Annotated in this window: 17 protein-coding genes; 16 read left to right on the plus strand and 1 reads right to left on the minus strand. The window is 60.2% G+C overall.

What is annotated here, in order from left to right; translation table 11 throughout:
- Positions 1-20 precede the first annotated feature (20 nt).
- The 14 genes from KVY02_RS05850 to KVY02_RS05915 all read left to right on the plus strand — a co-directional run bounded on the left by KVY02_RS05850 (position 21) and on the right by KVY02_RS05915 (position 17,100).
- Positions 21-1,175: a response regulator gene (locus tag KVY02_RS05850; RefSeq protein WP_218314719.1), complete on the plus strand. Its 1,155-nt coding sequence runs from the start codon at positions 21-23 to the stop codon at positions 1,173-1,175.
- A complete protein-coding gene (locus KVY02_RS05855; protein WP_016913328.1) occupies positions 1,172-1,969 on the plus strand; it encodes a sulfite exporter TauE/SafE family protein in 798 nt (265 codons plus the stop codon). Before KVY02_RS05850 ends, KVY02_RS05855 begins: the two co-directional genes overlap by 4 nt.
- 48 nt (positions 1,970-2,017) lie before the next feature.
- The gene (gene lgt / locus KVY02_RS05860; protein ID WP_218314721.1) at positions 2,018-2,806 is read left to right on the plus strand and encodes a prolipoprotein diacylglyceryl transferase; all 789 of its coding nucleotides are present in this window, start codon (positions 2,018-2,020) and stop codon (positions 2,804-2,806) included.
- Between the two features lie 2,549 nt (positions 2,807-5,355).
- Positions 5,356-6,201, plus strand: a complete 846-nt coding sequence (locus tag KVY02_RS05865; protein WP_040460680.1) for a thymidylate synthase — start codon at positions 5,356-5,358, stop codon at positions 6,199-6,201.
- Positions 6,198-6,737 (plus strand): dihydrofolate reductase, encoded by a 540-nt coding sequence (locus tag KVY02_RS05870; RefSeq protein ID WP_081193676.1) that lies wholly within the window; start codon positions 6,198-6,200, stop codon positions 6,735-6,737. Before KVY02_RS05865 ends, KVY02_RS05870 begins: the two co-directional genes overlap by 4 nt.
- 19 nt (positions 6,738-6,756) lie before the next feature.
- A complete protein-coding gene (locus tag KVY02_RS05875) occupies positions 6,757-7,515 on the plus strand; it encodes a ProQ/FINO family protein (protein ID WP_218314723.1) in 759 nt (252 codons plus the stop codon).
- Positions 7,516-7,779: 264 nt separating this feature from the next.
- Positions 7,780-8,817, plus strand: a complete 1,038-nt coding sequence (locus tag KVY02_RS05880; protein WP_218314726.1) for a porin — start codon at positions 7,780-7,782, stop codon at positions 8,815-8,817.
- 380 nt (positions 8,818-9,197) lie between these two features.
- The gene (locus KVY02_RS05885; RefSeq protein WP_218314728.1) at positions 9,198-10,517 is read left to right on the plus strand and encodes an oligosaccharide flippase family protein; all 1,320 of its coding nucleotides are present in this window, start codon (positions 9,198-9,200) and stop codon (positions 10,515-10,517) included.
- A gap of 18 nt (positions 10,518-10,535) precedes the next feature.
- Positions 10,536-11,210, plus strand: coding sequence for a WecB/TagA/CpsF family glycosyltransferase (locus tag KVY02_RS05890; RefSeq protein ID WP_218314730.1), 675 nt, complete (start codon positions 10,536-10,538; stop codon positions 11,208-11,210).
- Between the two features lie 3 nt (positions 11,211-11,213).
- Positions 11,214-11,855 (plus strand): glycosyltransferase family 32 protein, encoded by a 642-nt coding sequence (locus tag KVY02_RS05895; RefSeq protein ID WP_016913336.1) that lies wholly within the window; start codon positions 11,214-11,216, stop codon positions 11,853-11,855.
- A 50-nt stretch (positions 11,856-11,905) separates the two neighbouring features.
- Positions 11,906-13,249: a hypothetical protein gene (locus KVY02_RS05900; RefSeq protein WP_096923272.1), complete on the plus strand. Its 1,344-nt coding sequence runs from the start codon at positions 11,906-11,908 to the stop codon at positions 13,247-13,249.
- 61 nt (positions 13,250-13,310) lie between these two features.
- Entirely contained in the window at positions 13,311-14,723 is a 1,413-nt protein-coding gene (locus KVY02_RS05905; RefSeq protein ID WP_016913338.1) for an undecaprenyl-phosphate glucose phosphotransferase, read from the plus strand.
- 12 nt (positions 14,724-14,735) lie between these two features.
- Complete coding sequence (galE, locus tag KVY02_RS05910) at positions 14,736-15,734, plus strand: UDP-glucose 4-epimerase GalE (RefSeq protein WP_218314732.1); 999 nt, start codon at positions 14,736-14,738, stop codon at positions 15,732-15,734.
- Positions 15,735-15,840: 106 nt separating this feature from the next.
- Positions 15,841-17,100 (plus strand): O-antigen ligase family protein, encoded by a 1,260-nt coding sequence (locus KVY02_RS05915; RefSeq protein ID WP_218314734.1) that lies wholly within the window; start codon positions 15,841-15,843, stop codon positions 17,098-17,100.
- A 90-nt stretch (positions 17,101-17,190) separates the two neighbouring features.
- Here the strand turns inward: KVY02_RS05915 and KVY02_RS05920 are convergent, their stop codons facing one another.
- On the minus strand, positions 17,191-18,525 hold the full coding sequence (locus KVY02_RS05920) for a UDP-glucose dehydrogenase family protein (RefSeq protein ID WP_039183083.1): 1,335 nt from the start codon (positions 18,523-18,525) through the stop codon (positions 17,191-17,193).
- 316 nt (positions 18,526-18,841) lie between these two features.
- Here KVY02_RS05920 and KVY02_RS05925 point away from each other — a divergent pair, with 316 nt between their 5' ends.
- Together KVY02_RS05925 and KVY02_RS05930 are read left to right on the plus strand one after the other, a co-directional pair.
- Entirely contained in the window at positions 18,842-19,243 is a 402-nt protein-coding gene (locus KVY02_RS05925; protein ID WP_218314736.1) for a DVU3141 family protein, read from the plus strand.
- A gap of 1 nt (position 19,244) precedes the next feature.
- On the plus strand, positions 19,245-20,990 hold the full coding sequence (locus tag KVY02_RS05930) for a polysaccharide biosynthesis/export family protein (protein WP_218314738.1): 1,746 nt from the start codon (positions 19,245-19,247) through the stop codon (positions 20,988-20,990).
- The last annotated feature ends 824 nt before the right edge of the window (positions 20,991-21,814 follow it).

Here is a 21,814-nt window from a genome sequence, read left to right on the forward strand (position 1 = left end):
CAACGAGGAAGACGCACACTATGCAACGTGATCAGCGAGAGCACTTCTGGAACGCCATCATCTGGCCCGTTCTGTGGCCGCTGCTGTTAGTGCAAGCCGTACTCGTACTGCTCTGCCTGTTGATGGGAGTGGTGATCTGGGTGATGTCGCCAGGCCAGGCCTCCTGGTCGACCACGTTATGGCTTACCCTGGCCCTGCTGCTGGGCAGTTGCATGAATGTAGGCGCTTTCTTGATGTTAATCAAAGCCCGGGCCAGATATAAGGATGCCCGTTTCATGCAGTGCCTGGTCGAGCTGGAGTGCCGTGTCGCCTCCTTGGGGCAGAAGGTCGCTCCCAGCCAGCCATGGGCGGCGGAAGAAGACACCCACCAGCGCCCCCTCAAGCGCCTTACCCATGTCAATGATCAGCTGGCCGCCATGCTGGAACAGCTGGAAAAAATACCCACGGCGACGCAAGAGAGCGCGGGCCGGGCCGACCAGGCGCTGCTCGAAGACCTGCACCACCAGCAGAAGCAGCTCAAGCACTTGATGGCAGGCAGAGAGCGGGCCCGAGAAGAGTCACGACTGAAGTCAGGCTATCTGACCTTGATGCAGCGGGAGGCCGATAGCCTGTTCGAGCATCTCGGCAGCCTGCTCCAAAAAGACACCACCGAAGAGTATCGTCAGAATGTCACCCATGTGCGAGAGCGGCTGGCCGACATACGCTCGCTGCTGGCCAATTTCGTGCAGCAGAGCGTTAACGAGGCCACCACCTACGACGTGCTGGACAGCGCCACTCATCAGCCTCGAGTGCTGGTGGTGGATGATGGTCCCGTCAATCTGATGCTGGCGCGGCAGATGCTCGAATCCCAGGGGCTTCAGGTAGAAGGCGTCAGTAGCGGAGAGCAGGCGCTGGAGCGTCAGCAATCGAGCTTTTATGATCTGGTGTTCATGGACATCTTCATGCCCACCCTGGATGGCCTGGAGACCACTCGCCGCTGGCGGCAGCATGAACGCCATGACCCCACCCGCCGCAGCATCATCATCGCCCTGACCGCGAACGTCGACAACGCCGGGCGGGGCACCTGCGAAATGGCCGGCATGGATGATATTCTAGCCAAACCTTATCAACCTGAAACCTTACATCGCATGCTCAGAAAATGGCTGCCTGACGCTTTGGAGAAGCCCGCACAATGACCTTCGCTGCCATTCTGGCCAGTTATCTCGTACTCGGTGCCGCCGCAGGCACCATGGCAGGACTGTTTGGTGTGGGGGGTGGCATCATCATCGTACCGGTGTTGGTGCTCGCCTTTGGTTTGCAAGGCATCGCCCCGGAAATCACCATGCACCTGGCGGTGGGCACCTCGCTGGCCACCATCGTTGTTACCGGAGCTTCATCGGCCCTTGGCCATGTGCGCCGAGGCAGCGTGCACCGCCCCTGGTTCATGGCGCTGCTGCCGGGGCTCATGCTCGGTGCCATTGCCGGGGTGTTCATTGCGGGCAACCTCTCGGGTACCGTGCTGGGCACTCTGTTTGGTGTTTTCGTGCTTCTGCTGGCGGCCAAAATGGTCATTGGCCTGAATCCAAAGCCGGGCAGCGTACCGCCTGGTAAAGTGGCCATGACCGTGGCTGGTGGCATCGTGGGCGCCATTTCGGCGCTGTTCGGTATCGGCGGCGGGGCCATGACGGTGCCCTGGCTGTCCCGTGCCGGGGCCAGCATGACCCAAGCCGTGGGCACCTCCGCCGCCTGTGGTCTGCCTATTGCCATCGTCGGAGCGCTCACCTTCATCGTCGTCGGCTGGGGCCACCCGCTGCTTCCGCCGTGGGCCACGGGCTTCGTCATGTGGCCCGCCTTCATTGGCATTGTCGCCACCAGCGTTCCCTTTGCACGGTTAGGAGTGCGGCTGGCCCATGTGCTGCCCGCTAACATACTGCGCTACGGTTTTGCTTTACTGCTCACGGTGGTAGGGCTGCGCTTCATATTGGCGTAATCGCCACCCGGCAAGCTGCCACTTCTTTTGTTCACCTAGAGAACCGGAATGATCAATTACCCCACGATAGACCCTGTCGCGATTTCGCTCGGCCCCCTGCAAGTACACTGGTATGGCCTGATGTACGTGGTTGGTTTCGTTGCTGCCTGGTGGCTGGGCTGCCGCCGTGCCGCGCGGATTGGGCTCACCAAGGATGATATCAGCGACCTGCTGTTCTACTGCGCGATTGGCGTCGTGGCCGGTGGGCGGCTGGGCTACGCGCTGTTTTACGGCCTGGGGCAGTGGTCTGCCGACCCGCTGTGGATCTTCCGCGTCTGGGATGGTGGCATGAGCTTCCACGGCGGTTTGATCGGCGTGTTGCTGGCCGCCTGGTTCTTTGCCCGTCGCAAGCAGCTGGCGTTCTTCACCCTCACCGATTTCATTGCCCCGCTCGTGCCCATCGGCCTGGGGGCAGGGCGCATCGGCAACTTCATCAATCATGAGCTGCCCGGTCGCGTGACCTCGCTTCCCTGGGGTATGCCGTTTCCCGGCATGGGCCCAGAGCCTCGCCACCCCTCGGCACTTTACGAAGCCGTATTGGAAGGCGCCGTGCTGTTCGTCATCCTCTGGTGGGTCTCGGCCAAGCCTCGCGCGCGCGGGTTCGTCTCCGGCCTGTTCCTGCTGGGCTACGGCGTCTTCCGCTTCATGGTCGAATTCGTCCGCATGCCCGACGCCCACATCGGCTACCTGGCCTTCGGCTGGTTCACCATGGGCATGCTGCTCACCTTGCCCATGATTATTCTCGGACTCCTCCTGATGCTCTGGTCAAAAGGCAAGCCCATCGACGCCAAGGTATAGAAAGCAGTACACCCCGTAGCGCGGCGTAAGCGGAGCGCACCCGCGAAGCAACGCGAGAGCGTTGCCGATGAGGGCGCGGCGGGTGGCGGTGGCGTTTTGTGTTTCGAGGGCACGTTTGTGATTCGATGACGCTATCAGGGCGGCTGGCGCCGCCTCCGCGGGTGCCTCCATCGCTCGTTTCTCTCGCTCTTTCGTTACGCCGCGCTACGGGGGTGCCGCGATCTGCCGTGGTGACGTATTGGGGGTGGTGTACCTCGATCTGCCGTGGTGACGTATTGGGTTGATGTGGGCGCATACCGTAGCGCGGCGTAAGCGGAGCGCACCCGCGAAGCAACGCGAGAGCGTTGCCGATGAGGGCGCGGCGGGTGGCGGTGGCGTTTTGCCGTTTGGAGGCGTAATCAGGGCGGCTGGCGCCGCCTCCGCGGGTGCCTCCATCGCTCGTTTCTCTCGCTCTGTCGTTACGCCGCGCTACGGTGTATGGCTTGCGGTGGAAACGTAGCGCGGCGTAAGCGGAGCGCACCCGCGAAGCAACGCGAGAGCGTTGCCGATGAGGGCGCGGCGGGTGGCGGTGGCGTTTTGTGTTTCGAAGGCGCGTTTGGTTCGGCGGCTCTATCGGGGGCGGCTGGCGCCGCCTTCGCGGGTGCCTCTTTCGCTCGTTGCTCTCGCTCAATCGTTACGCCGCGCTACGGAGCCTGGCTTGCGGTGGAAACGTAGCGCGGCGTAAGCGGAGCGCACCCGCGAAGCAACGCGAGAGCGTTGCCGATGAGGGCGCGGCGGGTGGCGGTGGCGTTTTGCCGTTTGGAGGCGTAATCAGGGCGGCTGGCGCCGCCTCCGCGGGTGCCTCCATCGCTCGTTTCTCTCGCTCTGTCGTTACGCCGCGCTACGGGTGTGGCTCGATTTGCCGTGGTGACGTATTGGGTTGATATGGGCGACATACCGTAGCGCGGCGTAAGCGGAGCGCACCCGCGAAGCAACGCGAGAGCGTTGCCGATGAGGGCGCGGTGGGTGGCGGTGGCGTTTTGCCGTTTGGAGGCGTAATCAGGGCGGCTGGCGCCGCCTCCGCGGGTGCCTCCATCGCTCGTTTCTCTCGCTCTGTCGTTACGCCGCGCTACGGGTGTGGCTCGATTTGCCGTGGTGACGTATTGGGGGTGGTGTGCCTCGATTTGCCGTGGTGACGTCCTGGGGTTGATGTGGGCGCATACCGTAGCGCGGCGTAAGCGGAGCGCACCCGCGAAGCAACGCGAGAGCGTTGCCGATGAGGGCGCGGTGGGTGGCGGTGGCGTTTTCCTGTTTGGAGGCGTAATCAGGGCGGCTGGCGCCGCCTCCGCGGGTGCCTCTTTCGCTCGTTGCTCTCGCTCTTTCGTTACGCCGCGCTACGGGTGTGGCTCGATTTGCCGTGGTGACGTATTGGGTTGATATGGGCGACATACCGTAGCGCGGCGTAAGCGGAGCGCACCCGCGAAGCAACGCGGAGAGCGTTGCCGATGAGGGCGCGATGGGTGGCGGTGGCGTTTTCCTGTTTGGAGGCGTAATCAGGGCGGCTGGCGCCGCCTCCGCGGGTGCCTCCATCGCTCGTTTCTCTCGCTCTGTCGTTACGCCGCGCTACGGGTGTGGCTCGATTTGCCGTGGTGACGTATTGGGTTGATATGGGCGACATACCGTAGCGCGGCGTAAGCGGAGCGCACCCGCGAAGCAACGCGAGGAGCGTTGCCGATGAGGGCGCCGGGGGTGGCGGTGGCGTTTTGTGTTTCGAGGGCACGTTTGTGATTCGATGACGCTATCAGGGCGGCTGGCGCCGCCTCCGCGGGTGCCTCCATCGCTCGTTTCTCTCGCTCTGTCGTTACGCCGCGCTACGGGTGTGGCTCGATTTGCCGTGGTGACGTATTGGGTTGATATGGGCGACATACCGTAGCGCGGCGTAAGCGGAGCGCACCCGCGAAGCAACGCGGAGAGCGTTGCCGATGAGGGCGCGATGGGTGGCGGTGGCGTTTTCCTGTTTGGAGGCGTAATCAGGGCGGCTGGCGCCGCCTCCGCGGGTGCCTCTTTCGCTCGTTGCTCTCGCTCTTTCGTTACGCCGCGCTACGGGTGTGGCTCGATTTGCCGTGGTGACGTATTGGGTTGATATGGGCGACATACCGTAGCGCGGCGTAAGCGGAGCGCACCCGCGAAGCAACGCGAGGAGCGTTGCCGATGAGGGCGCCGGGGGTGGCGGTGCCGTTTTGTGTTTCGAGGGCACGTTTGTGATTCGATGACGCTATCAGGGCGGCTGGCGCCGCCTTCGCGCCGGGCCGCCGCTGCGGGTGCCTCTTTCGCTCGTTGCTCTCGCTCAATCGTTACGCCGCGCTACGGGTGTACCTCGATCTGCCGTGGTGACGTATTGGGTTGATGTGGGCGCATACCGTAGCGCGGCGTAAGCGGAGCGCACCCGCGAAGCAACGCGAGGAGCGTTGCCGATGAGGGCACGTTGGGTGATGGAAGGCTTAACATAGACGTTGCCTTTAGGGGAGCCTAGAATACAGCCTCATATTCGCTGTTAATCTGGAAACCTTGTGACTGCTACAACGCCTTCGCTTACCACGTCGAATGAATTGCCTGCGCTTGAGCAGCCTTACCTGGACTTGATGCGCACTGTGCTCGAACAGGGCGTTGATCGCGGTGACCGTACCGGTACAGGTACGCGTTCGGTGTTTGGCCACCAGATGCGCTTCGATCTTTCCCGTGGGTTTCCGCTGCTGACCACCAAGAAGCTGCACCTGCGCTCGATCATTCATGAGCTGCTGTGGTTTCTGAAGGGCGATACCAACATCGGTTACCTGAAAGAGCATGGCGTGCGTATCTGGGACGAATGGGCCGATGAAGCGGGCAACCTGGGCCCCGTATATGGCTACCAGTGGCGTAGCTGGCCGCACCCCAAGGGCGGCAGCGTGGATCAGATTGCCAACCTGCTGGAGCAGATTCGCCATAACCCGCAGTCGCGCCGCTTGATCGTCTCGGCCTGGAACCCGGGGCAGGTGGATGAAATGAAGCTGCCGCCATGCCACTGTCTGTTCCAGTTCTACGTGGCGAATGGTCGACTCTCCTGCCAGCTGTACCAGCGCAGTGCGGATATTTTCCTCGGTGTGCCGTTCAATATCGCCAGCTACGCGCTGCTGCTCAGCATGGTGGCGCAGGTGACCGGGCTGAAGCCGGGCGAGTTCATCCACACGCTGGGCGATGCCCATCTCTACAGCAACCACCTGGAACAGGCGCAGGAGCAGCTGACGCGTACGCCCATGGCGCCGCCAGCGCTGGTGCTCAATCCGGCGGTCACGGATCTGTTCGACTTCACCTTCGATGATATTCATATAGAAGGGTACCAATCGCACCCCCACATCAAGGCAAAGGTTGCCGTATGAGCCAATCTCTCCCGACTGACGAACTGCTGGTGCCGGTGGCGATGATCGTCGCCATGGCGAAGAATCGTGTCATTGGCGTCGATGGCAAGCTGCCCTGGTACCTGCCGGAAGACCTGAAATTCTTCAAGCGCATGACCCAGGCCAAGCCTCTGGTGATGGGGCGCAAGACCTATGCATCCATCGGCAAGCCGCTGCCCAATCGGCTGAATATCGTGGTGACCCGAGACACGGCCTTCACCGCCGAGGGCACGCGTATCTGCCACGACCTGCCGTCTGCCCTGGCGCTGGCCGACCAGCACGCCACCATCGAAGCGGCGGAGGAGATCATGGTGATGGGAGGCGGCGAGATCTACCAGCAAGCCTTGCCCTTCGCCCAGCAGCTGTATATTACTGAAGTCGATATCGACGTCGAGGGCGACGCGACGTTTCCAGAATTCTCGGCAGACGAGTGGCGTGAAGTGCAGCGCGTACCCGGCCAGCCAGCGGAAGGGCAGCCACGTTATGATTTCGTGGTATATGAGCGTGTCAACGACTGAGCAAGGAAAGGAGGAGGTGATGGCTGCCAACGTACTGCAACTATTAGAACTACTCGAAACACGGCTCGACCAGAAAAACGCCGAGCTGGAAGCATTGCGTGCCGAAAACAGCCGCCTGAAGCAGCAGCTGGCACGTGGGGAAGCAGCACCTCCCCAGATAGCGCAAGCGCCGCTGCCCACGGAAGAGAGCCAGCCCCAGGCAGAGCGTCAGCACCAGGAAAAGCCCCCGGTGGTAGCCGAGCAAACGCCGCCGCAGGAAGAAATAAACGAAACGCCAGCGCCTGCCGTTGAACCTGCTGCCGAAGCGACTCAGCCGCCATCGCCCCACGCGTTGTTGAAACAGTGGTATCAGCGCTACCCCAATGCTTTCTTCAAAGGGCATACCAAGCCGCTGAAAGTGGGCATTCACCACGACCTGGCCGAGCGTGAGCCCTGGTCGGGCAAGCTGGTGCGTCGTGCGCTGGCCAACTACGTCAATCTGCCGCGCTACATCAAATCCATGCGGGAAGGCGTAGAACGGGTCGATCTGGAAGGCAATCCGGCAGGCAAAGTCGACAAGGAAGCGGCACAGCACGCCAGTGCGCGGCGCCACGAAAGCCAGGCGACCAAAGCAACAGAAACCGCGCCGACCCCGCGTGCCAAACCCGCTCAACGAACGCCGCTGCCGAGGAAAGAAAAACGTCAGGAAGTGCCCCGGCAGGAAAAAACCGAGCAGGCAAAACCGCTTAGCCTTGAAGAGAAGCTGAAAGGTTTGCAGCAGAAATTCGAAGGCCGCTGAGACCGGTTTGGGTTGGCTGGGTTCCATAAAAAAACACAAATCATAAAAAAACACTGTTTTTTTCTATTGCGTTCCTTGGAATCCCAGTATAGAGTTTGATCTGCGAGCATTGGACTATAACAAGGCTTTGTTGAGGACATGTCGCATACCACCGGGAAAAACCGGCGGATGAGAAAAAGAGCATGGCCCGCAAGCCACTTACTGGCTTCTACGAAGGCCAGTAATAACGATCGAAACAGTAAGCTAGTTAAAGGAACCTACATCATGAAAAAGACACTTTTAGCGACTGCCATTGTTGGCGCCCTGGGTGCCTCCGCTGCCGCTCAAGCAGCCACTGTCTATGACCAGGACGGCACCAGACTGGACATCTATGGCCGTATCGCCCTGGGTATCGCCGGTGGCGGCCCCGAGTTCGATTCTCAAGACCGTGAAATCGACAACGGCGCTGAGTTCGTAGACGTGGCCTCTCGTATGGGTCTGCGCATGAGCCAGCAGGTCACGACTGACCTGAGCGCTTTCGGTCACCTGGAATGGCGTTTCCGTGCTGACGAGCGTCGCAGCGACGAAGCCTTCCGTGAGACTCGTCAAAGCTACATCGGTCTGAAGAGCGAGCAGTACGGTACTGTTGTTGGCGGTAACTTCGACAGCTTCTACCTCCAGTTCGTTTCCAAGCCGTTCGACGTATACATCGACCAAGGCTTTGAATTCGCTGATCATTCGAAGCAGTCTCGCGGCAACTCTATCGGTTACTACACGCCTGACCTGAGCGGTTTCACTGCCTTCCTGCAGCTGAAGCACTACAGCGAGCGCGGCCTGCTGGAAGGTATCGAAACTACTGAGCAAGGCGAAGTTGTAGCCGCTCAGGGTGGTGTTCGCTACGCTGAAGGTCCTGTGACTGTTGCTCTGGGCTTCGTTGACGACGTAGTTCGTGGCGGCGGCAACGGCGAAATGCTGTACGGCCTGATCGGTTCTTATGACATCACTGACCAGTTCACTGCACGTCTGGGCTACGAAGGCCGCGACAACAGCACTGAATTCGGCGGTGGCTTCGACACCGTAGGTCTGGGTGGTACTTTCACCACTGGTCCTTGGGCGTTCAACGTTGACTACTACAACATCGAGCGTGACGACGACTCTAACAGCAAAGCATGGTCTGCTGGCGCATACTACAAAGTATCCAGCAACTTCGACGTATTCGCTGAGCTGGCTGACGGCGATGCGCCGAGCGTCAACCGTGACACCACTCTGGGCGACCTGACCGACAACGTATACTGGCTGACTGGCGCTCGTTACCACTTCTAAGCCTGGCTTTCGCCAACGCTTGAATGGATAACTGCCTAACAGCAGATAGAACCGGCCCTCAGGGCCGGTTTTTTATTTGATGGCCTATGGTCAGTTAGTGAACAGGTTGGCCAATCTCTTGGCCGTCTGAAGCAAGGTACAGTAGCTTTATCAGTATTTACTAAACACATCTCATTGCTATTGACAATGGAGGAAATAGGCAAGATTTATGAATCCTGCTTCCACCTTGTTACATGCAGGCGCCGAAAAGGGTATGATTCATACGTTAGGCTAAGCACACTTACATTAGTGATAACGCTTATCAGGTAGTGGCGTTCGATGGCCATGCCTTTCTGAATTTACGCGCAAAGTCAAAGAGTTGACTTCTCCAAGAGTCACGGATGATAAAACGAATTCTGCAGAACCAGCTGCTCACCACGCTGGCTGCGCGCGGTATTGCCGCGGGTGGTACATTCCTGCTTTCCTACGTGCTGGCCACGTTCGTCACTATTCAGGCCTTTGGTGCCTTCATGCTGTGCCTGTCGATCATGATTGGCATGCAGGTGTTTGCCAGCCTGGGTACCGACCGGGCCACGCTCAAATACATGGGGGTAGCGACTTCCAATAATAGCCGCCGCGAAGTGGCGTGGATTTACAAGCATGCCATGGTGGTCAACGTGGTGGCAGGTGTGCTGCTGGGGGGAGGGCTATGGACAGCAGCACCCAGCGTGGCGCAAATGCTGCTTTCCTCGACAGACAATGCGGTCGAGACCCTACGAATGACCGCGCTGCTTTCGCCGGTCTACAGCATTATTTACCTGTGCAACTTTCTGATGAAAGGGTGGGGCAGGGCCAATGTCTCCTGTCTGTTCGAAATAGGCTGTATCTCCATCGTGTTGAGTGGTATCGTGCTGGTGTATGCCTGGCTGGGGATCTCGCTGGGGGCGCTGGCGCTGATGACCGCGCTGGGTGTGATTTTGGGGCTCTACCTGCTGGTGGCGCTGTGGGCCGTCTGGTGGCTCTACCGGCGCAGCGCGCTGGTCGACAGTGACAGTGTCAGCTTTACCAAAGGCTTCTATCGTCACCTGCCCGATTTTTTGCTGGTAGGCATTATCTTCTACTACACCCAGTGGGGGGTTGGCCTGGTATTGGGCGCTTTCCATAGCGAAAGCGACGTTGCCCTGTTCAGCCTGGGGCTACGGCTAGCCATGATCATTGGCTTCATCCTGACCGTATACGACAGTATTCTGGGGCCGCGTTTCTCCCGGCTTCAGCACGAAGGCAATGGTGAAGGGCTCAAGCAGCTTGCCCAGAAAAGCGCTTTTCAAATGACCTGCTTTGCGCTGCTGCCTGCCCTGGTCTTCATCATTTGGCCCAGCGCTGTGTTGGCTCTGTTTGGCAGTGATTACAGTGGTGCCGCCAGCGTTGTGAGAATCCTCGTGATTGGGCAACTCGTCAATGTGATGACCGGCTCGGTCATATTGCTGCTTTTAATGGCTGACCAGCAGCGTGCCGCGCGAAATATACTAATCTGGTCTGTGGTGGTAGGGGGCATCGCCTCGCTGCTGCTGATTCCGCGTTACAGCGCAGAGGGGGCGGCCTATGCGCTGCTGCTGTGCCTGCTGATTCAGAATGGCGTGGCGGTTTACGTGGTCAAGAAAAAGTTCGGTTTCCTGATGACCGACTGGCGCTTTGTCTTAACGCCACGAAACCGAGCTTAACAATGATGGTGAACCAAGATGATTAGACTCGAAAGGGAGTTTCACCTGGAAGAAGGGATCGATTACAGCTTCATCAATCCGTTCTCTCTAGGGGGCGTGGCGCAAAGCCTGAGCGAGCAGGAGTGCCGACAGATTCGCTTCTACGCCGATGGCATTGCCGTTGTGCTCTATACCCGGCTGTTCAAGGGCAAAAAGATTCAGCGTACCAGCTTCGACGACACCTCGATTGCCCCAGTGGTACTAGGCCATGCCCAGGCCACACAGAAGCGCGTGGCGCTGGTGGGCGGCACCGAAGAGAACGTCCGTCAGGCGGCGCAGCTGCTGGCGCAGAAATACCCGGGGCTGGAGATCAGCTACGCGCGCTCGGGCTTTTTCAGCAGCGACGAAGAGCGCCAGCAAAGCCTGGTGCAGGCAGCCAGTGCTGACATCGTCATCGTCGGCATGGGCGCGGGCAAGCAGGAGCGCCTGTTGCTGGACCTGCGTGCCATGGGCTGGCAAGGCACCGGCTTTACCTGTGGTGGTTACCTGGATCAGTTCGTGCAGGCCAAAGGGCAAGACTACTATCCCGCGTGGGTAGACCGTCTCAACCTGCGTTGGCTGTACCGAATGATGAAAGAACCCAATCGGTTGCTGAAACGCTACTTGAAAGACTATCCCCGGTTTTTGATCAAATACGGCAACAAGATTGAGTGAATCATGATTCCTAAAAAGATCCATTTCTGTTGGTTTGGCGGTAACGCGATGGGCACGCTCTATAAAGAGTGCATTGCCACGTGGAAAGCAAAAATGCCCGATTTCGAGATCGTCGAGTGGAACGAGTCCACCATCGATCATGACAATCCGTTCATCAAATACTGTCTGGAAAACAAGAAGTGGGCCTTTCTGTCCGATTATGTGCGTATGGCGGCACTTCACGAACACGGTGGCGTGTATCTGGATGTGGACATGGAAGTCGTACGCTCGCTGGAGCCGCTGCTGCAAAGCCCGTGCTTTTTGGGCTATGAAGATGAAGGCCGACTGAATACCGCCGTAGTAGGTGGCGTGGCTGGGCACCACTTCTTCAAGAATGCCATGGCGCTGATCGAAGCTCGGCACCAACAGAAAAAGCCCTTCCTGATTGCCCCAGAAGTCGCCAATGCCTGTGTCGAACAGGATGCCAGTGATATCGATCTCAAGCCCTGGCACTTTTTCTACCCCTATAACCCCTATGCCAAGGCGCATGATCGCAAGCAGCTGATGTACTGCTATATCGAAAGCGATACCTACCTGATCCACCACTGGGGAAAAGGGTGGAAAATGGGGCTGGTGGAAAGAGTATTCAGAAAGTTGTTCAAGTAAGCCATCGCGGTAAAGGGATTCAATTTAGCGAGATCGTTTGGGAGCAAGGAATGCAAGGTCATTACCCATGGGGCAATACTCTGTTGGCTTATCGCCGCAAGGCTCAGCCGTTGGCTGCGATGCTGCTAATGGCCGTGATCGTGGCACTGGGCGTCGTGGGCGTGATGTCGCCCTGGCACTACAACATTCTGCCTGCCGTACCGCTACTGGAACTGGCTGTGCTGGGCATGTCCGTATTGGTGTTTCCGCCGAAAAGCCGCTCTGCGTGGCTATTCATGCTGGCGGCGGGTGGCTACCTGGCCGTCACCCTGGCCATTGCACTGCTGATGAGCGGCAGCCATATTCTCGATTACGTGCAGGCGTACAAGGCATTCTTCTACGTCCTGCTGCTTTGCTCGTTCATCGGTCAGCCGCTATTCAAGCAGGCCCAGGTCGTCAAATTCTTCTATGTGCTATTAGCGCTGTTCTTCCTCAAGTACACCTACTCGCGGCTGATTGGACTGGACGCTTGGGTCAGCCAACGGCCGGGTATCTTCACGGAAAATAATTTCGAGCTGGTGCTGCTGATTCTGCTGCTGTATCTGGTGCTCCCTGTGATGCGCTGGCGGTTCGTCTCGTTTGTCGCCGTGATGCTGATCATCTTTTTATCAGGGTCGCGCAGCGCGTTCCTGTGTTTTCTGGCGGTGTATTTTTTCAGCGTGTTCCGGGTAGGCAAAGGGTTTATCAAGCCCTGGCTGCTGCTTTTTCCATTACTGGTGGCATTGGCTTACGGCATCGTGAACGATCGCATGGATATTTCGCTGGGCAGTAGCGAGGGAGCTGCAAACGAGCATCCCAGCATGCCCGCATTAGAGGAGCAAAGAGAGCCCGAAGTGATTCTGGACAGCCAGGGTGAACTCATCGAACCGCCGCTCACCTTTCGCTCCCTGCTGGAGCGAGGCGCGTCCATCGACCGTGTTCGGTTCCTGCTCTACTTCCTCGACGACGTAGAGGGTTGGCAGTGGTGGAACGTGATGTTGGGTACCCAGCCCCTGACGCCGATGTCTACACAGACGTGCGAAGCGCTCTCCTACTGGAGCGACATGTACAGCTTCTCTGGGGATGGCACCTGCTATTCGGTCATTTTGCACTCTTATATCATTCGCGTGCTTTACGACCATGGCGTGCTGGGGCTGATCTTTCTCGTGGTATTTACCGGCTATGCGCTGCGCAAGAGCGGCTATGGCTGGGTCGACACGCTGTGTGTGCTTGGCGTGCTAATGGCCTCATCGCTCTCCGTTTCGGCATTCAATAGCGTGTTTGCCATGCTTTCCATGATGTTCTATCTCTCATATGGGCGAACGCAACCAGCCCCGGCGCCCTCGGTGGAAGTCGCCAGCAATAGCACGACCTGAAAGTAGCCTGGAAAGCCCATCGCAGCGCCCAATAATTAGATCGTAGAGTAGAGACCGTACTATGCACTCAGACAGTAAGCTGGGAGCCGCTCAGAAAAGAGGCGTGATCTTTTCCGAGCGCTATCCGCCCAAGATCATCTTCCCGGTATTCGACTTCGTCGTTGTCGTGTTCTCGGGGGTAATGGCGTACCTGTTGCGTTTCGAGACCTTTCATTTGCATGAGCGCTACGTTCTGGCGCTGGCCTGCATGGCCTTGCTGGTGGTGGTGGCCAACAGTTCCACAGGTAGCTATAAACGCTGGCGCATCTCGTCCACGTTTTACATCATCACCAAGTTGATGCTGGTCTGGCTGGTGATCGGCATCATCGTCACCTCCATCATCTACTTTGCCCACGCGGCAGAGCGCTACTCGCGGCTATGGGTAGGATTGACCCTGCTGTTCTCCTTCGTGCTGGCCGCCAGTGCTCGAGCGCTGGTGCAATATGGGTTACGGCGCATTCGTATCCGCGGCGGGGCACGGCGCCCGGTTTTCCTGGTGGGTCCCGCCAAGAACGTACTGCACGTGGCGCGAGGCATGCGGGCTGCTTCCTGGGAAGGGCACTCCATTGCCGGGGTCGAGCGCCTTCCTGATGGCTCGCTCGATCAAGAACAGTTGGAGCGCATTGCTGCCCGGATAGGCGACGCAAACGCGGCCGAAGTGTGGATCTGTGTGCCGCTGGAAATGGGCGATACCGTGCATGGCCTGTTCTATGCGTTGCGTAACCACACCGAAGAGATTCGCCTGATCCCGGAATTCAAGGACATGCGCCTACTCAACCACCGCACCAGCGAAGTGGCGGGGCACTTGGCCATCGACCTCAGCGTATCGCCTATCAACGGCATGGCCAGAGTCGTCAAGCGCGCCGAAGACATCATCGTCGGCAGCCTGATCTCGCTGATGATTCTGCCGGTGTGCATTGCCATTGCGCTGGCCATCAAGTTCACCTCGCCTGGCCCCGTACTGTTCAAGCAGCACCGTACGGGCTCCAACGGCAAGGTGTTCAAAGTTTACAAATTCCGCTCGATGAAAGTGCACCAGGAAAAAGAGGGCGTCGTCACTCAGGCCACCAAAAACGACAACCGTCTGACGCCGATAGGAGCCTTCCTGCGCCGCACCTCCCTGGATGAGCTGCCGCAGTTCTACAACGTGCTGCAGGGGCGCATGTCCATCGTGGGGCCACGGCCCCATGCGCTGGCTCACAATGAGTACTACAAGGAACTGGTGGAGTCCTACATGCGCAGGCACAAGGTGAAGCCCGGTATTACCGGCTGGGCTCAGGTCAATGGGCTGCGCGGTGAGACCGATACGCTGGAAAAAATGCAGCGGCGGGTCGAATACGACCTGTGGTACATCGACAACTGGTCGGTGTGGCTCGATCTCAAGATCATCTTCATGACCGTATTCAAGGGCTTTAAACACACCAATGCTTACTAACCGGAGCCTCTGATGATCCTGGTGACAGGTGGCACGGGCTATATTGGCTCGCATATCGCCGTCGAGCTGCTCGCAGCAGGGCACTCAGTGGTATTGCTGGATAACCTTGCCAATAGTGTGGCTTCCGTGGTGCCGCGTATTGAAAAGATTACCGGACACTCGGCGGCGTTCTACCAGGGCGACGTGCGCGACGCCGCGCTGCTGGCAACCATTTTTGAACGCCATCCCATCCAGGCGGTGATTCACTGCGCAGGCCTGAAGGCCGTGGGTGAAAGTGTCACCCAGCCATTGGCCTATTACGATACCAACGTGTACGGCTCCATCGTGCTGTGTCAGGCCATGGCCAGGGCCGGCATCAAACGGCTGATTTTTAGCTCGTCGGCCACCGTGTATGGCGTGGATGCCATTCCGCCCTACGTGGAAACCATGGGGCGGGGCAGCTGTACCAGCCCTTACGGCACCTCCAAAGCGATGGTCGAACAAGTGCTGGAAGATCTGTGTGCCAGCGACCCAGCGTGGTCGGTAGCCATACTGCGTTATTTCAACCCCATCGGGGCGCACCCCTCGGGCCTGATTGGAGAATCCCCCCAAGGGGTCCCCAATAACCTGATGCCCTATATCAGCCAGGTGGCGGCAGGCGTCCTTACCGAGCTGCAGGTCTATGGCAACGACTACCCCACCCAGGACGGCACCTGCGTGCGCGATTACCTGCACGTGGTCGACCTGGCCGTAGGGCATCGTATGGCGCTCAAGGCGTTGGAAGCACCCGGCGCCAGCCACTACAACCTGGGCACGGGGCAAGGAGTGTCCGTCAAGCAGATGATCGATGCCTTCAGCCGGGCGACTCAAGTGCCCGTCGCTTTTCGCTACGCCCCCCGGCGTGATGGCGACCTGGCCGCCTTCTGGGCCAGTGCCGAAAAGGCGCAGCAAGAACTGGGCTGGCAAGCTACCCGAACCCTCGACGATATGATGATCGACACTTGGCGCTGGCAGCAGTACGCCAACCCATGAGAGGGCGCGCCGGGCAAACGCCTGGCGAGCCACCGCACAGCCTGTGCTACTATCGGCCTCCTCAAATGAATTGCCGCCCCAGGGCCATGAAAGGAAGTCTGTTTCAATGTTGGCAACGCACTCCCCCTCGTCACACCCCGGCACTCAGCCTCCTCAGTTATTTACCGGCGTGGCCGTCTTTCTTTTGGCCGCCATCGCGCTGGTCGTGCCCAGCGGCTACTCGCTGGGGGCGTTGTTGCTGCTGCTGGCGGGCCTGGGGCTCATCGCCCTACGCCGTGTTCCTAAGCTGACACGCCAGGATGGTGCCATCATGGCCGTGCTGCTGGCCTATGCGGCCATCACCATGCTGGAAGCATGGCTGGATGGCCAGGGCAGCAAGGGTTTCGACAAGCCCAGCCGCTTCATTCTGGCCATTCCGGCGCTGTTCTGGGTGCTGCGCTACCCGCCCAATCTGGCCTTTCTATGGAGCGGTGCCGCCGTGGGCGCGCTCAGTGCAGGTACCTGGGCCGGGTGGCAAAAGCTGTTCGAAGGCGTAGACCGCGCCCAGGGCCATACCCACGTGATTCAGTTCGGTAACCTCAGCATGCTGCTGGGCGTACTGTGCATGGCAGGCCTGGGGTGGGCCGTGGTGCAGCGCCAGCGCCAAGTTTGGGTCGCCCTGCTGCTGGCGGGGGCATTGGGCGGCATACTGGGCTCGCTGTTTTCCGGCAGCCGTGGCGGCTGGGTAGGTTTCCCCATCGTGCTGCTGGTGCTGTATCGCGCCTACGGTACCCAGCTTTCCAGCCGCCTCAAGGTGGCCGTCGTGGCGGCCGTAGTGGTGGGGGGGCTGGTGGTATATTCAGTGCCTCAGTCGGGGGTTCAAACTCGCGTACAGCACGCCTTCAGTGACGTGGCGTTGTATATTTCCGGTGAAAATCGCTCGACCTCTGTTGGGGCTCGATTCGACATGTGGCGCGGTGCCGCCATGCTGATTCAGGAAAAACCGCTGACGGGGTGGGGCAGTACCGGTTACGCCGAAGCCATGTACGCCTTTGGTGAAGAAGGCGTCATCAGTCGTGAAGCGGCTCAATATGGTCACGCTCACAATGAATTCGTCGATGCTTTCGCCAAGCGCGGCATTCTAGGGCTGGTGATTTTGTTGGCACTTTATCTGGTGCCCATGCGAATGTTCGCCCGCGATTTGCAAGCCCCCGATCTGGCCGCTCGCGCTGTGGCCACGGCGGGCGTGCTGCTACCCGTCACGTTTCTGGATTTCGGGCTTTCCCAGGTCTTTCTGGAGCATAACAGCGGCGTCATGATGTACGCCTTCCTGCTGGTGGTGCTGTGGGGCTGCCACCGTCGGCAATCTGCCCCCAAGGTGGCCTAGCAGCGTTGCTGGATAGACCCGCATGGGAAGCCCAAACGAATACGCCCGGCCTTGGCGCCGGGCGTCGTCTTTGTGGTGTCTCCTGAAGGCTCAGGCAGGCTGAGGGCTGCGGCGGCCAACGCCCACGTAGCGCAGCCCGGCACTCGCCAGGGCGGCGGGCGAATAGAGGTTGCGCCCATCCACCACCAGCTTGTCGTTCAACTGGCTGGCCAGCCAGGCAAAGTCTACCGTGCGGAACGCCTTCCACTCCGTGCAGATCACCAGCGCATCGGCGCCTTTCACCGCCTGAATACGGTCACCGGCCAGCATCAGGTCGTCGCGTTCGCCGTACAGGCGGCGGCATTCGGCCATGGCTTCCGGGTCGAAGGCCTGCACCGTAGCGCCCGCCGCCCATAGCGCCTCCATCAGCGTGCGGCTGGGGGCCTCGCGCATGTCATCGGTATTGGGTTTGAAGGCCAGCCCCCACAGTGCGATGGTCTTGCCCCGCACATCGCCCAGTTCGGCGGTCAGCTTGTCGAACAGGGTCTGTTTCTGGCGCTGGTTGACCGCTTCCACGGCACCCAGCAGCTGGGGTTCGAAACCCAGCGCCCTGGCGGTGCGTTCAAGGGCCTTCACATCCTTGGGAAAGCAAGAGCCACCGTAACCGCAGCCGGGGTAGATGAAGTGATAGCCAATGCGCGGGTCGCTACCAATACCCCGGCGTACCTCTTCGATATCCACCTCCAGCCGCTCGGCCAGGTTGGCCATCTCGTTCATGAAGCTGATCTTGGTGGCCAGCATGGCGTTGGCGGCGTACTTGGTCAGCTCCGCGGCCCGCACGCTCATGAACATCAGCTTGTCGTGGTTACGGTTGTATGGTGCATAGCACTCGCGCATCAACTCTCGCACCCGTTCGCTTTCGGTGCCCACCACGATACGAGCGCCCCGAGTAAAGTCCTCGATGGCTGCGCCTTCCTTCATGAATTCCGGGTTGGAGCACACATCGAAGGCGTGGGCCGTGCCGCGCGCTTGCTGGGCCTGTGCGATGGTGGCCGCCACTTTCTCGGCCGTGCCCACGGGTACGGTGGATTTGTCGATCACCAGCTTGTAGCCGGTCATGTGCTCGCCAATGCTGCGCGCCACGGCCAGCACGTGGCGCAAATCGGCACTGCCATCTTCATCCGGCGGGGTGCCCACGGCGATGAACAGCAGGTCACCCTGGCGAACGGCCTCTTCGGTGTTGGTGGTGAAATGCAGGCGGCCAGCCTCGCGGTTCTGCTGCAACAGAGTGCTCAAGCCTGGCTCGAACAGCGGGCACTCGCCCGCATCGAGCAGGGCAATACGCGCCGGGTCGATATCCATGCAGGTAACCTGATGGCCCACTTCGGCCAGACACGCGCCCGCCACCAGCCCCACATAGCCCGTACCAAAAACCGCAATATTCATGGTGCCTTCACTCGTCAATACAAACGTTCAGCGAGCTTACCACAGCCGTGTGACACACCTACGACAAGAAAGCCACGGAACTAAAAGGCTATTTTTCGTCAAAAGAAACCGTAGTGTGACTGCGCACGGAAGCGCCAGCGTGAAAAGGGCGGGCTGTACAATGCTTGTTGACGTAGAGCCCAAGCAACGAATCCCTTACAATAGCCGAGCATTTTTATATCTCAGGTTAACCTCTATTCATCCGCACAGCGTAGGGCAAGGGAATGCGCCCGTATGAATCCCTGGGCGGTAGCGTGCCTTTTTGATGGAATCTTCTATGTTGAACACCCCTATTTGCGTCTCGCGGCCAGCTCGCATGCTGTTGGCGGCGGTCAGCGTGGCCCTGGTCAGCGGCTGCGCCACCCAGTACCCCTCTGGCAGCGCCCAGCAAGCGCCTCAATACGTGCTTACCCAGGATGCCGCGTCGCTGCTGGAAGACGAAGCCCTCAATCGCTTCCTCACCCAATCGCCCGCCAGCGGTGTGCACACCGCCGCCCGCACCCCCTGGGGCGACAACGTGGAAATCATTGCCGAGGCCCCGTACCTGGCCGCCAGCGGGCGCAAATGCCGCCAGCTCCAAGTGATGGAGCCCGGCGGCAGCGTACGCGCAGCACTCGCCTGTGAAACCCCCAATGGCTGGGCACACCAGCGCCTGGTCACCCAAGCAGGAGGGCGCTGACATGCCGGCCACGATCACTTCCACCCCCGCCCTGTTGGCTCCGCTGAAGCGCGTGCTGGCTACGGCCGGGCTGGTGTTTGCCACGCTGGCCACAGCGCCCGCCATGGCGCAATCCATCAGCCTCTCCAACGACATTCTTCCCCAGCAGGGCAGCCAGCAACGCGGCCAGCCGGGGCAGCAAGAGCAAGTGGACGACACCCCCCGCGCCGACTGGCGCAGCGGCACCTACGGCCCCATCGCCACGCCGCCCCAGGACCCCGATGCCTTGCCGCCCTTTGGTGCCAACCTGTTCAGCGGTGGCTTTCGTGGTGCCATGGGGGATGGCCTGAATGCCGACTACCGCATCAAGCCCGGCGACCAGATCACCGTGCGGGCCTGGGGCGCGTTCGAATTCGACCGCGTGCTGCCCGTGGATGCCCAGGGCAACATTTTCATCCCCGGCTCCGGCCCGTTGAATGTGGAAGGCCAGAACAGCCAGCAGGTAGACGGCAGCGTGCGTAGTGCCATTACGGCGGTGTACCCGGATAACGTCGAGGTCTACACCAACGTGCAAGGCGTTCAGCCCGTGGCCGTGTTCGTCACTGGCTATGTGGAAAACCCGGGCCGCTATGCAGGCACCCCCAACGACTCGCTGCTCTACTTCCTCGACCAGGCCGGTGGCATCGACCAGGACCTGGGGAGCTACCGGCAGATTCGTGTGGTGCGTGACGACCGCACCGTGGCCACCGTCGACCTCTACGACTTCCTCATCAACGGCACCATCGCCCGCCCGCAGTTTCAGGATGGCGACACCATCGTAGTGGAAGAGCGTGGCCCTGCCATTGCCGTGGTCGGTGATGTACACCGTGAACACCGCTACGAACTGATCGGTAATCAGCTTAGCGGTGCCGAAATCATCAACCTGGCCCGGCTGAGAAGCGGCGTTTCCCACGTGCTGCTGCGCGGCGACCGTGACGACGGCCCGATTGCCCAATACTTCCCCATCAACCTGTTTGCAGGCCAAACGGTACGCAGCGGTGACGAAGTAGTCTTCAGCGCCGACCAGCGCAGCGAAACCATCGTGGTGGAAATCGAAGGCAGCTACTACGGCCCCTCTCGGTTTGCGCTGCCCCGCAATGCCCGCCTCAGCGAGCTGCTGGACGCCATTGCCGTACCGGAAAACATGACCGCCGTGGAAAGTGTCTCGCTACAGCGGGAAAGCGTGCGCCAGCAGCAGGAGCAATCCTTGCAGGACAGCCTGCGCCGCCTGGAAACCACTTACCTGGGCGCATCTTCCCGTACCGACCAGGAAGCCCAGATCCGGTTGCGCGAAGCCGAGCTGATCGAACGCTTCATCGAGCGTGCCCGTGAGCTCGAACCCAGCGGCCGGTTAGTGGTGGCTTCCAGTGACGGCATCACCGATATCCGCCTCCAGGATGGCGATGTCATCACCATCCCTGAAATCAGCGACTCGGTACTCATCAGCGGTGAAATCCTCGTGCCCCAGGCCGCCGTTTACCGTCCCGGCATGAGCGTCATCGACTACGTGGAAAGCGCCGGTGGCTTCACCGAACGCGCCGACCGCGACCAGATCCTGCTGGTACGCCAGAACGGCGCCGTCGAACACGCCCGCAACACCCCGCTGCGCCCCGGCGACGAAATCCTCGTCATGCCCAAGGCACCCACGCACAACCTGCAGCTCGCCTCGACCCTCACCCAGATCCTCTTCCAGATCGCCGTCACCACCCGCGTCGCCCTGGACCTGTGATCAGACCCGCTGCAATGGCCCAGCGCCATCACCGGCACCCCTAACGGGGTGCTTCGCGGGTGCGCTTCGCTTACACCGCGCTACAGACAAATCGCCAATGATACGAATGGGCGAGCACCCCGTAGCGCGGCGTAACGAAAGACCGAGAGAAACGAGCGAAAGAGGCACCCGCGGAGGGCGGCGCCAGCCGCCCTGATCGAGCCACGGTAATTGAGCAAACCTCATTGGCCTCACCGGCACCCCTAACGGGGTGCTTCGCGGGTGCGCTCCGCTTACACCGCGCTACGGGAACACCGCCAACGTTATGAGGCGTGGCACCAACCCCGTTTCGCGCCATAACGAGCAACCGCGTCAACACCTCGAATGGCGGCACCAACCCCGTAGCGCGGCGTAACGAAAGAGCGAGAGAAACGAGCGAAAGAGGCACCCGCGGAGGCGGCGCCAGCCGCCCTGATTGGGCCACGGTGGTGGAATAACCCTCATTGGCCTATTCAGCACCCCTCACGGGGTGCTTCGCGGGTGCGCTCCGCTTACACCGCGCTACGAAACACCGCCATCATTGGCCACGTACCCCCGTAGCGCGGCGTAACGAAAGAGCGAGGCAACGAGCGAAAGAGGCACCCGCGGAGGCGGCGCCAGCCGCCCCGATTAAGCCACAGTGATCGAGCAAACCTCATTGGCCTCACCGGCACCCCTAACGGGGTGCTTCGCGGGTGCGCTCCGCTTACACCGCGCTACGGGAACACCGCCAACGTTATGAGGCGTGGCACCAACCCCGTTTCGCGCCATAACGAGCAACCGCGTCAACACCTCGAATGGCGGCA

The organism is Halomonas sp. 18071143, from assembly GCF_019211725.1.
Classification (GTDB): domain Bacteria; phylum Pseudomonadota; class Gammaproteobacteria; order Pseudomonadales; family Halomonadaceae; genus Vreelandella; species Vreelandella stevensii.

What these genes read in the sequence shown, in the direction of transcription:
- KVY02_RS05850 (WP_218314719.1), top strand. Translation starts at nt 21, where the DNA reads ATGCAACGTGATCAGCGAGAGCACTTCTGGAACGCCATCATCTGGCCC.
- KVY02_RS05855 (WP_016913328.1), top strand. Translation starts at nt 1,172, where the DNA reads ATGACCTTCGCTGCCATTCTGGCCAGTTATCTCGTACTCGGTGCCGCC.
- lgt (WP_218314721.1), top strand. Translation starts at nt 2,018, where the DNA reads ATGATCAATTACCCCACGATAGACCCTGTCGCGATTTCGCTCGGCCCC.
- KVY02_RS05870 (WP_081193676.1), top strand. Translation starts at nt 6,198, where the DNA reads ATGAGCCAATCTCTCCCGACTGACGAACTGCTGGTGCCGGTGGCGATG.
- KVY02_RS05875 (WP_218314723.1), top strand. Translation starts at nt 6,757, where the DNA reads ATGGCTGCCAACGTACTGCAACTATTAGAACTACTCGAAACACGGCTC.
- KVY02_RS05880 (WP_218314726.1), top strand. Translation starts at nt 7,780, where the DNA reads ATGAAAAAGACACTTTTAGCGACTGCCATTGTTGGCGCCCTGGGTGCC.
- KVY02_RS05885 (WP_218314728.1), top strand. Translation starts at nt 9,198, where the DNA reads ATGATAAAACGAATTCTGCAGAACCAGCTGCTCACCACGCTGGCTGCG.
- KVY02_RS05890 (WP_218314730.1), top strand. Translation starts at nt 10,536, where the DNA reads ATGATTAGACTCGAAAGGGAGTTTCACCTGGAAGAAGGGATCGATTAC.
- KVY02_RS05895 (WP_016913336.1), top strand. Translation starts at nt 11,214, where the DNA reads ATGATTCCTAAAAAGATCCATTTCTGTTGGTTTGGCGGTAACGCGATG.
- KVY02_RS05900 (WP_096923272.1), top strand. Translation starts at nt 11,906, where the DNA reads ATGCAAGGTCATTACCCATGGGGCAATACTCTGTTGGCTTATCGCCGC.
- KVY02_RS05905 (WP_016913338.1), top strand. Translation starts at nt 13,311, where the DNA reads ATGCACTCAGACAGTAAGCTGGGAGCCGCTCAGAAAAGAGGCGTGATC.
- galE (WP_218314732.1), top strand. Translation starts at nt 14,736, where the DNA reads ATGATCCTGGTGACAGGTGGCACGGGCTATATTGGCTCGCATATCGCC.
- KVY02_RS05915 (WP_218314734.1), top strand. Translation starts at nt 15,841, where the DNA reads ATGTTGGCAACGCACTCCCCCTCGTCACACCCCGGCACTCAGCCTCCT.
- KVY02_RS05920 (WP_039183083.1), bottom strand. Translation starts at nt 18,525, where the DNA reads ATGAATATTGCGGTTTTTGGTACGGGCTATGTGGGGCTGGTGGCGGGC.
- KVY02_RS05925 (WP_218314736.1), top strand. Translation starts at nt 18,842, where the DNA reads ATGTTGAACACCCCTATTTGCGTCTCGCGGCCAGCTCGCATGCTGTTG.
- KVY02_RS05930 (WP_218314738.1), top strand. Translation starts at nt 19,245, where the DNA reads ATGCCGGCCACGATCACTTCCACCCCCGCCCTGTTGGCTCCGCTGAAG.